The sequence below is a fragment of the Ignavibacteria bacterium genome (assembly GCA_025612375.1).
GTDB lineage: Bacteria > Bacteroidota > Ignavibacteria > Ignavibacteriales > SURF-24 > JAAXKN01.
Map to the genome: position 1 here is coordinate 78,299 of JAAXKN010000011.1, position 13,860 is coordinate 92,158.

11 protein-coding genes are annotated in these 13,860 nt (G+C 45.1%); 4 read left to right on the plus strand and 7 right to left on the minus strand.

All coding sequences use genetic code 11. From position 1 onward, the window contains the following. Complete coding sequence (locus HF312_09460) at positions 1-2,118, plus strand: T9SS type A sorting domain-containing protein (protein MCU7520428.1); 2,118 nt, start codon at positions 1-3, stop codon at positions 2,116-2,118. 60 nt (positions 2,119-2,178) lie between these two features. On the opposite strand, the gene HF312_09465 is transcribed toward HF312_09460, so the two are convergent. The 6 genes from HF312_09465 to HF312_09490 all read right to left on the minus strand — a co-directional run bounded on the left by HF312_09465 (position 2,179) and on the right by HF312_09490 (position 8,506). Beyond that, positions 2,179-2,910, minus strand: coding sequence for an SIMPL domain-containing protein (locus HF312_09465; GenBank protein ID MCU7520429.1), 732 nt, complete (start codon positions 2,908-2,910; stop codon positions 2,179-2,181). A gap of 64 nt (positions 2,911-2,974) precedes the next feature. Then, positions 2,975-4,264: a dihydroorotase gene (locus HF312_09470; GenBank protein ID MCU7520430.1), complete on the minus strand. Its 1,290-nt coding sequence runs from the start codon at positions 4,262-4,264 to the stop codon at positions 2,975-2,977. Continuing rightward, positions 4,261-5,196, minus strand: a complete 936-nt coding sequence (locus HF312_09475) for an aspartate carbamoyltransferase catalytic subunit (GenBank protein ID MCU7520431.1) — start codon at positions 5,194-5,196, stop codon at positions 4,261-4,263. Before HF312_09475 ends, HF312_09470 begins: the two co-directional genes overlap by 4 nt. An 88-nt stretch (positions 5,197-5,284) precedes the next feature. After that, on the minus strand, positions 5,285-5,830 hold the full coding sequence (gene pyrR, locus HF312_09480; protein MCU7520432.1) for a bifunctional pyr operon transcriptional regulator/uracil phosphoribosyltransferase PyrR: 546 nt from the start codon (positions 5,828-5,830) through the stop codon (positions 5,285-5,287). 188 nt (positions 5,831-6,018) lie between these two features. Further along, positions 6,019-7,305, minus strand: a complete 1,287-nt coding sequence (locus tag HF312_09485) for a hypothetical protein (protein ID MCU7520433.1) — start codon at positions 7,303-7,305, stop codon at positions 6,019-6,021. A gap of 73 nt (positions 7,306-7,378) precedes the next feature. Further along, positions 7,379-8,506, minus strand: coding sequence for an OmpA family protein (locus tag HF312_09490; protein ID MCU7520434.1), 1,128 nt, complete (start codon positions 8,504-8,506; stop codon positions 7,379-7,381). 632 nt (positions 8,507-9,138) lie between these two features. Here HF312_09490 and HF312_09495 point away from each other — a divergent pair. From HF312_09495 to HF312_09505, 3 genes are all read left to right on the plus strand, one after another. Then, the gene (locus HF312_09495) at positions 9,139-9,657 is read left to right on the plus strand and encodes a hypothetical protein (GenBank protein MCU7520435.1); all 519 of its coding nucleotides are present in this window, start codon (positions 9,139-9,141) and stop codon (positions 9,655-9,657) included. A 21-nt stretch (positions 9,658-9,678) separates the two neighbouring features. Next, a complete protein-coding gene (locus tag HF312_09500; GenBank protein MCU7520436.1) occupies positions 9,679-10,554 on the plus strand; it encodes a hypothetical protein in 876 nt (291 codons plus the stop codon). A gap of 254 nt (positions 10,555-10,808) precedes the next feature. Continuing rightward, positions 10,809-12,755, plus strand: coding sequence for a T9SS type A sorting domain-containing protein (locus HF312_09505; protein ID MCU7520437.1), 1,947 nt, complete (start codon positions 10,809-10,811; stop codon positions 12,753-12,755). 6 nt (positions 12,756-12,761) lie between these two features. Here HF312_09505 and HF312_09510 read toward each other — a convergent pair whose 3' ends face one another. After that, entirely contained in the window at positions 12,762-13,853 is a 1,092-nt protein-coding gene (locus tag HF312_09510; protein ID MCU7520438.1) for a peptidoglycan bridge formation glycyltransferase FemA/FemB family protein, read from the minus strand. Between the last annotated feature and the right edge of the window lie 7 nt (positions 13,854-13,860).

Sequence of the window (13,860 nt, forward strand, 5' to 3'; positions counted from 1 at the left end):
ATGAAAATAAAAATACTCCTTCTTTTATTTATAACGATGAACATAACCGCCAGAGCCGAGGACTGGCGCTGGCAGAACCCCAGGCCGCAGTCGAATACGCTCTGGGCGGTCTCATTTTATAATGAATTTTACGGCTATGCCGTTGGCGAAAGCGGCACAATTTTATTCAGCCCCGACGCCGGGAAAAGCTGGGAGATACAGTTTGAAGCTATTACAGATAACTTCAGGAGCATATCTGTCGTTGATTCAATTACAGCCTTTATTGCAGGCGATTACGGCGCCATATTTGCCACAACCAACGGAGGAACCAACTGGATACAGCAGAACGACAAGAACGGAAGACCGAATAACACTAACGGACTTAACTCAATTTTCTTCCTCGACAAAAACTTAGGGTGGGCTGCAGGAGATAACGGGACCATTCTTACAACCCTGAACGGAGGGAAAACCTGGTCTCAGCAGTCGCAGGGCGTTCCAACAAACATTAGCATCAACAGCATTTGCTTTATAAGCAGCACAAACGGTTTTGCCGTTGGCTCAAACGGAACTGTTCTTTATACAACAAATGGCGGAACGAGCTGGAGCTCAAAAGCAACCGGTGAAGCTACCACGGTTATAAACACGATGGTTAAGTTCCTTGACCAGTCGACAGGCTTTATCCTGGGAAGCGGCGGAACAATGTATGTCACTCGTAATGGCGGCGCGAGCTGGAGCCCAATTGCCTCAGGCGTTACAGAAGGCTTAAACGACATTACTTTTACTTCCCCATCGGAATACTATGTTGCGGGCGATAACGGCACCATGCTGCATTCAGTTAATTCCGGAAGCAGCTGGACAAATGAAGCTCTTGGCATTTATACTTCGGTACACGGCCTGTCCAGAACTCCGGGAACACTTTTGGCTGTTGGGGATTTCGGGATGCTGGCAAGCAAAACCGGAACCGGCGCCTGGAACTTCACAAATAAAGGCACTGCTCCAAGCGTCAACTGGATTACCTTCGGCAACAACATGAATGGCTTTGCCGGCGGGCAGTGGGGTTATATGCTTAAGACCAATGACGGCGGGAAAACCTGGGACAACATAACCAAGGGGATTACAGGAGACTCATTCTACGGCGCAGCTGCCGTGGGAAAAGATAACCTCTGGGTTGTTGGAGACATGGGAATACTTCTGCATACCTCTGATGGCGGGGCTACATGGACGCAGCAGATAAATACACAGCTTGATTCCAAGACGATTGAAGCTGTAAGCTTTGTCGACCTCAATAACGGCTGGGCTGTTGGTGAACAGGGTAAGCTAATCCATACAATGGACGGAGGCAAAACCTGGACATACCAGAATCCCGGCGTAACAAGTATTTTATTCGGAATAAAATTCAAAGACACACAGAACGGCTGGATATGCGGCGAAAACGGGCTCATACTCCATACGCAAAATGGCGGACAAAGCTGGACAAAGCAAAATGAGAATACAGGCTATGCGCTTGTAAACGTGGACTTCCGAGACTTAAACAACGGTTATGCTTCAGGCTCAAACGGCACAATATTAAAGACCATTAACGGCGGACAAACCTGGACACGCCTTACTACAAACACTACGGCTAATATAAATTCTGTTGAAAGCAGGTCGGCGGGCGTTGTTTATGCCGTTGGCGACGGAGGACTCGTTCTTTACAGCACTGATGGCGGCACAACATGGACACAACAGTGGGCTTCAACCGCATACGACCTTTTCTCAATGCATATGATGAATGATTCCACGCTCTGGATCTCGGGCGACTGGGGGACTATACTTGCAAAAGGGAACCCCGCGCTTGTTACAGGAGTAGAACAGAAAGGCGCTCCGGCAGTCCCGGCAAAGTTCAGCCTTTCACAGAACTACCCGAATCCTTTTAACCCTGAGACGACAATTAAGTTCAGCCTTGAAAGAAGCGGCAATGTTACCCTTAAGGTCTATAACATACTCGGGCGTGAGGTGGCAACGCTTTTAGACGGCTTTAAGCTATCAGGAGAATACTCCATCCATTTTAACGCAAAGAACGTTCCAAGCGGAATATATTTTTATGAATTAAGACAGGGCCAGTATTCAGAAATTAGGAAGATGTCGATTCTGAAGTAAAACAATTTTTCCCAAAAGTTTATTAAGGCATGCGCTTAGAAAGCGCATGCCTTTTTTATTTTATTCAAGCTGGAAGGAGGCCGAAATTACGGCTGTAATTTCCTTATCAATTGAGCTTAAGTCATTTACACCGTAGTCGGAGACCATGTTTGAAAACTTCGGCGTAATCTGAAGGACTCCCATCCTGGCCGACTTAATGGGGCCTAAGGATCTGTTCGTGGCCTCGGCAATCCTCTGCGCGCGGTTAATGGCGTCTTTTGCGGCCTCAGCCTGTACCTGGATTTTTAGGTCCGCAAGCTTAGTATAGTAGTATTCAGGCATCTCCACCATGAACGTAACGCCCTTTTTAACCAGTGAACTGATTTCAAGCGATATTTCCCGAATCTTATTAACGTCGGCTGAACTGATCTCTATTCTCTGGCTGTAGTTATAATTGAGCAATCTTCCCGTCTGTTCCCTATTCGGGCCCACCTCATAGACAGGAAAAGAATTAACTGTAAAGAAAGTAACCTTATCCTGAGGGAACCCCTTTGAGGCAAGGTATTCAAGCAGGATCGGCTTCTGACGGTTCAGCTCATTGAACGCTTCCTCAGCCGTAGTGGCGCGCGAAGAGATACTTCCCCTAAGGAGGCCGAAGTCACTGGTTATCTCCTTCTTTGCCGAACCGGTAACGGTAATTGTCTGATCGGCTTTCCTGTTAGCGCGCCAGGTCAAAGCCATAATAACGGCGCAGATAATAAGTCCTGCAGCGATTAAAGCTGCAGGAATAAGGAACACATTTTTCTCTTTCATGCTTATATAACCCCGGATTATTTATGGAAATGGGAATAAACATTACATATTAAGAACTACAGGATTAAATCGCAAAGAATTTATCTTCAAAGAACATTTTACCCTTGTTAATAACACCCAGGGCCTTTCCGGTCAAAAGCCTCTTGTCGAAAGGAGAGTTCTTTGATTTGGACTTAAATTGCTTAACGTCAACCGTCCAGACAACCTCGGGATCGATTATTGTAAGGTTGGCAATTTCACCCTCGGCAATTTTCGGAACCGGGAGGTTCAGAATCTTCCTTGGGTTAACCGACAGTTTATTTACAATCTCCTCAATTGAAAGGATCTTCTTATTCAGAAGCTCGCTTAAGGCCAGGCCGAGCTCGGTTTCAAGTCCCACTATTCCGTTAGGCGCATAGATAAATTCCATCTCTTTTTCCTCAATTGAATGAGGCGCGTGGTCGCTTGCAATGGCGTCTATGGTGCCGTCTTTTAAGGCTTCAAGCACGGCATCCACGTCGGCCCTCGTCCTTAAGGGGGGATTCATCTTTGTATTTGTGTCGTAATTCTTAAGGGCTTCTTCAGTCAAAGAGAAGTGGTGGGGTGTAACGTCTGAGGTAATTTTGACTCCCCTTTTCTTTGCCTGGCGTACCATTTCAATTGAGTTTTTTGTGCTGATATGGGTGATATGAATTTTGCCGCCCGTGTATTCAGCCATCATTATATCGCGCATAACGGTCAGGTCTTCGGCAATTGAAGGCATCGGGGGAAGTCCTAAGAATGTAGAGGTAACGCCCTCGTTCATCACACCACCGGCCAGGGATTCATCCTCGCAGTGTTCCATAATGGGTATGCCGTACATTGAGGCGTATTCAAATGCCAGCCTTAAAATTCTTGCATTTTTAATGGCATCGCCGTCGTCAGAAAATGCCACAACGCCTGCTTCATTCAGTTCAGCCATAGGACTGAGAGATTCACCTTTTCTTTCCATTGTAACAGCGCCTACAGGATAGACATCCACGAGGTGGTTTTTTGCTTTTTCTTTTATGAAGCTTACAATTTCAGCCGAGTCTATTGCCGGATTGGTGTTCGGCATGCATGCAAGTCCCGTAAAACCTCCTGCAGCGGCGCTGTTGCTTCCTGTAACAACAGTTTCTTCATCTTCCCTGCCCGGCTCTCTTAAGTGGACGTGCATGTCAAAAAGCCCGGGGACCACGTATTTATTATTAAGTTCAAATGTTCTAGCATTTTTTGTGTCTTCAGCATTAAGGCTGCCGACTTTTGTAATTACGCCGTTAGTAATCAGCAGGTCACTGGTTTCATTTAGTTTCTGCTCCGGGTTAAGGAGCCTCGCGTTTTTTAATATTATTTTCATCTTCCATCCGCCTTGTTTAATGTTCCTAATAAGTAGAGCACAGCCATTCTGACAGCTACACCGTTTGTCACCTGATCGAGAATTATCTGATACGGTCCGTCGGCCACTTCCGAAGAGATCTCAACGCCGCGGTTTATGGGTCCGGGGTGTAGAATAACAATATCCCTTCCGTTTTTCTCAAGGCGTTCAGAAGTTATGCCGAAGTAGTTGTGGTATTCCCTCAGGCTTGGGAATAAGGCGCCCGCCTGGCGCTCGAGCTGGATCCTAAGGACGTTAAGGACGTCATTTTCGCGTATGGCCTCGTCAATGTCGTGTATTACCTTTACTCCCAGCTTTTCAATATCCCTCGGGATCATGGTTGCAGGGCCGCAGAGCGACACGTGGGCGCCCATGGCCTTAAGCCCGAATATGTTTGAAAGCGCCACGCGGCTGTGAGCGATGTCGCCAACGATACAGACCTTAAGTCCTTCCAGGCGTCCGAACTTTTCCCTGATTGAATACATATCCAGCAGGGCCTGCGTGGGGTGCTCGTGTGCGCCGTCACCGGCGTTAATAATATTTGCATTTGAAATGCGTGTTAAGAACTGCGGAACTCCTGCCGAGGCATGGCGCACTACGATCATGTCGACTTTCATGGCTTCAATATTCTTTACAGTATCCTTGAAGGTTTCTCCCTTTTTTGTACTGCTCGTGGAAGTTGAGAAGTTGATCGTATCGGCCGAAAGGCGCTTCTGCGCCAGTTCAAATGAGATACGGGTGCGGGTGGAGTTTTCAAAGAAAAGATTTACAATGGTTTTCCCCTGAAGTGTCGGGACCTTCTTGATCGGCCTTTCCAGCACTTCCCTGAAAGTGACCGCCGTATCTAAAATGAGCTGTATATCTTCCTTTGGAACGCCCTGCAATCCCAGTAGATGTCTGCTTGATAAAGGCATGTAATATTCTCTCTTTAATTTTAAGAATTACTTAAATTTTGTTTTATCAAAAAAAAGGCGAAACAACGGTTTCGCCTTCAGGAAATATCTATTCTTTAGAAATATCGATTAAATAGACGGCGTCTTCATCGTCTATTTCTTTCATTTTCACTTTTACTTCCTCATTGAATGAAGTAGGGATATTTTTCCCGATAAAGTCGGCCCTGATCGGGAGCTCGCGGTGCCCGCGGTCGACTAAAACGCAGAGCTGGATTGTAGAAGGCCGCCCGAGGTCCATCAAGGCATCGAGGGCGCTTCTGACGGTTCTGCCGGTATAAAGGACGTCATCAATAAGTATGACGTCTTTTTCGTTAATGTCAAAGGTTATGTTTGTTACAGAGACCTGCGGCTGTTTGAGGCGCTTGCGGAAGTCATCCCTGTAGAGAGTGATATCAAGCACTCCGTACGGGGGCTCCGAGTGGTCAATTTCCCTAATCTTCTCCAGGAGTCTTCTGGAAATAAACTCACCGCGCGTTCTCATACCGATCAGCACCAGATTTTTTGTACCCTTGTTCCTCTCCAGTATCTCGTGCGCAAGGCGCGTAAGCGTACGGTTCATACCTTCCTGGTCAATAATTTTAGCTTTTATGTTCATATACAAAAAATCCTCCTTGACCAGTCAGATAACAGGCCGCGGAGGTTCTCCCTTGTTGTTATAAGTTGTAATTTCGTCTTTGTCATCTTTCTTTACCTCGCCGGATAAAATTAAAAGAATATGTTTGCCTTAACATAAAACAAATTTATTAAAAAGTAAAGGGGTATGGTAAACGAGGAAAATTCCCATTAAAAAATTCCGTTCTGCGAGAGTTTTTTTAAGAGAAGATCAAACCTGTTCGTCTGAATGTTCCCGTAGTACTCCCCTTCACCCAGGAGTACCATTCTTGCATATGAGGAAGGATCGTCATAGTCGCCGTCGGAATCCTTAAGCAGTATGTCACTCCCGTCCTTAGCCTTCAGGGCAAGGGATATAAAAGTACCAATCTCGTTCATATTCGGGGCAATGTTAAGCATTTCCATAGGGAGCCTAAGCCTGAAGGTCAGGTCGCCCGATTTTTTTCCCGACAGTCTTATTTCTGATGCCCTCTTAAGCCTGTAATTGCTTCCAATTGAGGTAACAATCCTTGCCTGGGAGGGATTGCTTGCAGTGAAGCTGACGTTTATTCTTGCCACGTCCTCATCGGCCGATTCCCTGAACTTCTCCCCCCTTCTGGTTGCGCCTTTAATCAGCCTTTCAGCCGAACGGTCGAAGCAGATTGTCAGCTCGTTTAGTAAAAGCGAATCGATGCCGGATAAAAAATTTCTGTTTAAGGTGAGGTCAATTACCATTTCGGGATCATCTTTTTGTGTCTCATCCTGAGAAATGGTAACATTGCCCCAGGAGGGGCTGAGGCCAGGCTTAGAGTTATCCCACAGCCAGCTTTTATCTATAGCCACACTTCTGTCGTAGCCTGAGTAAACATTTCTTTTAAGTGCGTATACGGGATGGTAAAAGTACTTTGTTTTTTTGTACTCGTTAAGTGTATTAACGTCGTAGTACCCTGTAAAGGCCTCAAGGTTCCTGTAGTTGTTATAGCGCTCAAGGCCGATATCAGTTTTTTTGTTTAACGGCTTTACCTGGGTCCTGTAATAATCCACAAGTGCAAGTTCATTTTTTACAAAGGAGTAGCCTGTAATGGCCCAGCTTTTATCCTCAATTTTCTGTGTAATGTAGCAGACCCTGTTACTGATGCTGAAACCTATTTCAATCGGAAGCACGACAAACTTCATAGTATCGGCGTGAACGAGTGTGTAATGCTTAAGGGAATCGCAGAACATGTAGACGTAGATGGTCCTGTCGTGCCTGTTCAAAGGTCTTACGGCTATAGCCAGGTCGTTTTTACCGTCGCCTGAGAAGTCGGCATAGTCCAGTGCTGTAATTGCAAAATTCTTAGGCAGAATATTTTTCATTTCAAGCAGGGCATCGCGGTTTAATGATCCCTTGCTTATAGTCAGGAACTCATCAAAAGTAATTGTCTGGGCCGGCAGGATCCCGGACAGCATTACGAGCAGGTAAAATATCTTTCTTATCATGTTACACAAAAAAGGGTTACAATCTGTATGTAACCCTTTATTAATCTTAAAAATTTCTACTTTACTAAATATATCAATTTAATATCTTAAATTCTATCCTGCGGTTCAGTACCCTGCCTTTTGGGCTCTTGTTGCTGCCGACAGGATTCTGTGACCCAAGCCCCACGGCGCTAAGGCGGTTTGCCGCGACCCCGTGGCTTACGAGGTAATCCTTAACGGCATCGGCCCTTTTAAGTGAAAGGTTAAGGTTATATGTATCGGAGCCTATGTCGTCTGTATAGCCCTGTATTTCAACTTTCAGATCAGGGTTCTGCACGAGCATCTGAGCAGCGTTATAAAGTATGGGATAAGCCTCTGTTTTGAACTTTGCACTTCCCAGGTCAAAGGTTACGCCAACAAGCTGCCAGTTTTGTTTCTGCATCTGCGGAGCGGCAAGAGTCTGGTTTCTTTTAACTATGTCCTCAATTCTGTCGTAATCTACAGTCTCTGTAGGTTTGGTCTGGTATTTTTTAATTATGCTCTCTATGCGGTCATAATCTATTTCAGGGGTTTCCTTTGCCAGGCCGCTGTAGAGGTCGCAAAGTTTTGAAGGCTCCCCTTTTGAGAAGTAGTAAATAACGCCCAGGCGGAAAGTGGCATATGTATCGTAGTTACCGCCAAGAAGCCCGTTGTTAAAGCCCGAGGTAACGCCGTCAATTCTGCTTGTAGCAGGAGTAGTGTAATCCAGTTCCGTCTCGAGCCTCCAGTCCTCAGAGAGGTACCATTCGGCACCCAGGCCGGCATCGATCTGGTAATCCCTCAGGAATTTGCTTGAAAGGCCGGGGCTGATAGGGTTGCTTACCTTAAAGATAAAAGCACCCGCACCAACAAGGAAGTAAGGAGAGACCGGTTCACAGGGGGCGAAGTAATAAACCAGGTCGAAGTTTGCGCTCAGGAGGTCTGTTTTCTCTTCAATTGTTCCAAATTTTCCCTGCAGGCGGTTATAATTGCCCGAAATTCTCAGTCCCACGTGCTCAGAGAAATTTCTTTGGAAGGAATGGAATACTCCGTAATTATACTCGCTTGGAGAGATTCCGGAACTGATGTATCTGGGATAAGCCAGGCCAAAGGAATAGCTCCAGCTGTTCTGTGCCAGCTGGGCAAAGCCTTCATAAGTCATAAATGCTATGAATGCCAGGGTCAGTAACAGTTTTGATTTCATACAGCTCCGCAAAATTACATTATTACCAGATACCGGTTATATGGATAATAAAATTGTTTCAAACTTAAAATGTTATTGCTATTTAAGAATAGCGGGCTGCAGGAGCGTAAACAAACGTTATCACAAGAAATCAAAGCATTAGGCATCCAAATTCCGGCAGGTAAACATAAAGGCAAAGTTAACACACAAAAATCCGCCCAATAACCCTATTAATGCTTTCTTAAGTTAAAAATATAAAGCAATTAAGTCAATAAACCTCTGAACTTAGCGTCAAAATTTCCCGAACTATTTATCAGGGACAGAGGTTAAAATATTGCCCCGGAAGTAAAAGGAAACCATAATCATGCCAGGCTAAAAAGCCCGATTAAAGTGTCATCTTTCTGGTCATAAAACCTTCCCTTTTTAGGGGGCGTTTCCCTGCCCTTTTTCTCCTTAAAAACAGGCATTTTCAGGCGTCAAAGGGGACGATTATTTCCCCTAATTTTCCTTAAAAATGCTCCAAAAACTGAACTTTTCGGATAAAAATATGGTTTTTATTTCAGAATGCCCGTCACTATATTCATAGTCCGGACAAGATTAAAAACAGATGAATTATGGGGACGGAAAACAGAGAAAGGTAAAGGTAAAAAAAGATGAGCGATACTTTCAAACTTTTTCAGATTGATCAGGATATTCAGGGTCTGCTTGATTCTGATTCGAGCTATTCCGAGGAAACAGGAGAGCTTTTGCCCGAGGTCCGTGATAAACTGGAAACTCTTAGTCAGTCGCGTTCTGATCTGGTATACGGTCTGGCACAGTACAATCTTTACTGTGCGGATATGGAAGAAGTGGTAAAAAAAGAGATAAAGCGTCTTCAGGCCGTTCAGACGAGGCTGCAGAAAAAGGCAGAATCGGTAAAGAAAACGCTGAAAGCTTTCATTCCTGAAGGTGAAAATGTGGATTTCGGGACTGTAAAGGTAAGCTGGAGAAAATCCTCGCACGTTATAACAGATGAGGTGCTCGATCTGGAAGAACTCGAAAAAGCTTGTCCTCAGCTGGTTAAGCACTCGCGTGAACTTAAAAAAGAGGAAGTAAAGAAATATTTCAAAGCAACAGGATTAGTACCGCTCGGCTGCGAAATAATAGAAAAAAATAATCTTATCATTGGCTAAAAACCATTAGGAGAAGAAACTATGGAAAATGCTGTTTCAAGCTATGAACAGAACAATTTGCAGAATATTGCCGAAAATGAGACAACAAATCTGACTCCTTTCAACAACATGTACCAGAAGGCAAGCCTTCTTACAGTAACGGAGAAAGAGCAGAAAGCACTCGAGGCGCCGCTTAATCCGGAAGAAGTTGAGATACGCCCGGACGGACTGATCTATTATCCACAGGTCTTTTACCGTGAAAAGCTGAATTCGATCTTTGGAATCGGCCAGTGGGCACTGATCCAGCACTCGATCTCAAAGATAGGCAATACGCTCTGTTTTGACGGTTCGCTTTATGTAAGAGGCTGCTTCGTCAGCCGTGCACTCGGTGAGCATGAGTACTATGAAAACAACAGGAATACTAGCTGGGCCTCGGTCTATGAAGCCGCAAAGAGTGACTGTCTGGTAAGGTGCTGTAAGGATCTGGGAATCGCCAAGGAATTGTGGCAGCCCGCCTACGGCCGCGACTGGGTTAAAAAGTATGCCGTAAAGGTTTTTGTTGAGGTAAAGGACCGTCAGACCGGTAAGACTGAAACAAAAGCCCAGTGGAGAAGAAAAGACGCCGATCCATTCTGGAACGAAAAAGGGATTGTGCCAAGCGCAAAATATGAAGCTCCGCAGCAGAAAAAGCCTCCCCAGGCAGCCCAGAGTGAACCTGCAGTTGAAGCTGAACCGCAGAACCTTGTGGATTCTGTAAGGGATACGCTTCCCAAGCTGAATAACTTAAACGAAATCAAGGATTACTGGGAGGAGATCTTCCCTCTTTATAACAAACTGCCCGTTGAATCCAAAAGGATTGTCAACAAGGAATTCAAGTATTACAGAGACGCCGTAAAGTCTTCCGGTCTCTTCCAGTAATCACGCATAAATACAAATAAATAAAAAAAAGCAGGCACCATACAGGGCCTGCTTTTTTTGTATGTACCCTCTTTTTACAGCCCCCAGGCCTCTGCCGCATTCAGAGTACGCATGCCCCCATCTGTGCAATATTAGTCACACTTTAAACTTAAAATATTTACTAAATGTTACATTTTAGTCCGATTTAACAATTCTTCTAATGGCACCTTTCTTTCCTGAGGTTGAGCAGATTTTTAACTACGGGAAAGACGCCAATGAAAAAGATTTTATTATTTACACTGTTTGCTCTAATTTTAATGAATACTAAGAGCTGGGCAATAAACTACTATGTTGATGCCTCCAGAGGAAGCGACGCAAACTCAGGCCGCTCGAGCTCACTCCCCTGGAAAACAATTCAGAAGGCTGCAAACTCCATGGCTGCAGGAGATACATGCTTTGTCGTTCCGGGCAGCTATCCTGAAAGAATAAACGTCAGCACCTCAGGCACACAGAACGCTCCAATTGTATACAAGGCACTTGGGCAGGGTGCTGTAACAAAAGGTTTTACAATAATTGCAAACTACGTTACGGTTGACGGCTTCGAGGTAACAGAGACAAGCCGCACAAGCTGGGTTGAGGGAGCAGGCTTTCACATCAAAGGGCAGTACGTAAAAGTCCTTAATAACTACATTCACATTACCTACCGCGAAGGTATCAGGCTCGGCGATGATGCGGCTTCCACAGCCACGGCCAACTGCCTGCTTCAGAATAATAAGATTATTCGCGTAGGCCAATCAGGAATTCTTGTCTGCGGCGCAAATAACATGGTAAGAGGAAATGAAATTGCAGGCGTTGTACAGTGGGCCGTAACAAATCCGCAGAACTTGGATGCCGTGGGTTTAAGGTTCTTCGGTACAGGCCACATTATCTGCAATAATTATATTCATGACATTTTGCTCAGTGATCCTGAAAACGGCAATGCCCCTCACGTCGATGCTGTACAAACATGGGGACCTGCCACATACATGACAATTGAAAACAACACATTTGCCATGGCAGAGCCTACCTTAAACAAGCAGATATCCATGGTTACAGAAGTTAATGCCCCGGTTAACGACATCACATACAGAAACAACGTTTGCTATAATACTTTAAGAGGCCTTAATATCTACGGAAGCCACGTTTCCGGTACTTCCACACCTATTGAAAACCTGAAGGTTGAGAACAATACATTTGACGGCTTCGTGGATAACCCGGTTGAACTGCACGACTGCCCGAATGCAAAGGTAATGAATAATATTTTCAACAATACTGTTGAGCTCTATATCGATGATAAAACCGCCTCAGGAGGCCTTCAGATAGGCTATAACAGCTTTTTCCATACTGACGGTACACTTCCTGCCGGAACGCATTACCAGGGCGATCTGTGGGGCACAGACCCTAAATTTGTCAGCCCCTCTCAGAGAGATTACCACCTCCAGGCAACATCAGGACTGATCGACAAAGGAGCTGTTCTTTCTGATGTTACAGCTGACCTTAGCGGAATTTCCAGACCCCAGGGTACGTCATATGACATGGGTGCTTATGAATATGCATCTTCAACCGTTATTGTAAACCCGACTACAGATGTATCATCCCCCAAGGTTATGGGAGCCAGCCTGACTTCATCTTCCAAACTGGTAATAACATTCTCTGAAAAGATTGCTTCGGCTGAAGCCCTGCTAAAGTCGAACTACAGCATTTCCAATGGAATAACAGTACGCGGCGTAACTATGAATTCAACCCAGGACGGTGTTATTCTTTCCACTTCAAAGCACAGAAGAGGGATTGTTTACACTGTAACGGTAAGTAACATAAAAGATCTGGCTGGCAACGTGATCTCATCATTTGATAACAAAGCACAGTACCAACTTGGTATCGGCAAGGAAGCTGAGGCTGCGGATGAAGATATGACGCCTGAGAACTACGAGCTTTCACAGAACTTCCCGAATCCTTTTAACCCCTCAACGGTTATTAAGTACTCTGTTCCGGAGAACTCTTTTGTAACACTTAAGGTGTACGACATGCTGGGTAAGGAAGTTGCAACGCTGGTACATGAGCAGAAGTCACAGGGAAGCTACGAGGTGCAGTTTGATGCCGGAAAGCTTTCAAGCGGAACTTATATTTATCAGATGAAGACAAACAATTTTATTGAAAACAAAAAGATGATAATTGAGAAGTAAGGCTGATTAAGATTTCTTTTTTCTTCTTCTTAAGTATTCACCTGTATTAACAATGATCCTGCTGGAGAGGCTCCAGCAGGATTCATACTGTCCGGAAAACCTGACTTCCCTTCCCCCCATGCCTGATTTGAAGCGGTAGCCGCCGGGGTTATTTTCAGCGTCAATTCCCCCGAGGTCATAGGCTCTGGCCCCCTGTTCTTTCATCCACTTAATCATCTCCCACTGCAGAAGGTAAGTCCCCAGGAGCCCGCGTCCTTCTTTATTTGCTGCAGCAAGAAGGCAAATGCCCGTTGAGCCGACGAGCGAGGCCACAAGGCCCGCAGCCGCCCTGCCCTGCGAAGTGCTGATCATTATCTGCATCTTATGCCTTTGGGAAAGGTTATGCTGTATTCTAATGAAATTATCTATGTCAGCCGGCACCGGAATATCCTTCGTTTGAAGGAGTTCTGTGTAGAGGCCATTAAACATTAAAAACAGATCCTCAGAAGTTCCCCGGAGGACCTGCAGTTCATTTCTTTCGGCAACATTAAGGTGGTTTTTCCACTTATGATGGAACCCTCCCCTTATTTCAGGCAGTGAAGCCTCAAGGCCTACTATAATTGTCCTCTGCGGTTTGTAGCTATTATTTTTCTCGTAATGAGAGTGCTTAAAGATCTCTTCGTATTCTTCCTCAAACAATCCGGGGACAATCCTGAGCATCAGTTTTCTTTTTTCAACATACTCGCGATTCATTGCTTTCAGTATGTCTGCAAGGATCCTGTTGTCAGGAAGTACTCCTTTTCTTTTCCACAAGGGACCCCAGAAAATATATGCGATTCCTCTTTGCAGAAAAGGGACCGTAAGTATTCTTGCCTGAGAAAGAGCTGCTATATGCCCGTTTCTTTTAAGTATCAGATGACTCAGGTTCTTTCCCCCAGTGAAATATTTTCCGTAGGCCCATGTCTGGTACAAGGAAGCATCCTCAAATTCTTCCAGATAACTATCCCACAACTTCTCATCCACATTATCCACTTCGACAGTTATTTTACCCGGGGTTTCAAAAAACTCCATCCTCTTTTTATAAACCGATGAAGCATCCGGCTGTGCAATTAACTTCATAAATTTC

Excerpts from the sequence above, each read along its gene's own strand:
- HF312_09485 (MCU7520433.1), bottom strand. The coding sequence starts at position 7,305 with ATGATAAGAAAGATATTTTACCTGCTCGTAATGCTGTCCGGGATCCTG.
- HF312_09500 (MCU7520436.1), top strand. The coding sequence starts at position 9,679 with ATGGAAAATGCTGTTTCAAGCTATGAACAGAACAATTTGCAGAATATT.
- HF312_09460 (MCU7520428.1), top strand. The coding sequence starts at position 1 with ATGAAAATAAAAATACTCCTTCTTTTATTTATAACGATGAACATAACC.
- HF312_09490 (MCU7520434.1), bottom strand. The coding sequence starts at position 8,506 with ATGAAATCAAAACTGTTACTGACCCTGGCATTCATAGCATTTATGACT.
- HF312_09475 (MCU7520431.1), bottom strand. The coding sequence starts at position 5,196 with ATGCCTTTATCAAGCAGACATCTACTGGGATTGCAGGGCGTTCCAAAG.
- pyrR (MCU7520432.1), bottom strand. The coding sequence starts at position 5,830 with ATGAACATAAAAGCTAAAATTATTGACCAGGAAGGTATGAACCGTACG.
- HF312_09465 (MCU7520429.1), bottom strand. The coding sequence starts at position 2,910 with ATGAAAGAGAAAAATGTGTTCCTTATTCCTGCAGCTTTAATCGCTGCA.
- HF312_09510 (MCU7520438.1), bottom strand. The coding sequence starts at position 13,853 with ATGAAGTTAATTGCACAGCCGGATGCTTCATCGGTTTATAAAAAGAGG.
- HF312_09470 (MCU7520430.1), bottom strand. The coding sequence starts at position 4,264 with ATGAAAATAATATTAAAAAACGCGAGGCTCCTTAACCCGGAGCAGAAA.
- HF312_09505 (MCU7520437.1), top strand. The coding sequence starts at position 10,809 with ATGAAAAAGATTTTATTATTTACACTGTTTGCTCTAATTTTAATGAAT.
- HF312_09495 (MCU7520435.1), top strand. The coding sequence starts at position 9,139 with ATGAGCGATACTTTCAAACTTTTTCAGATTGATCAGGATATTCAGGGT.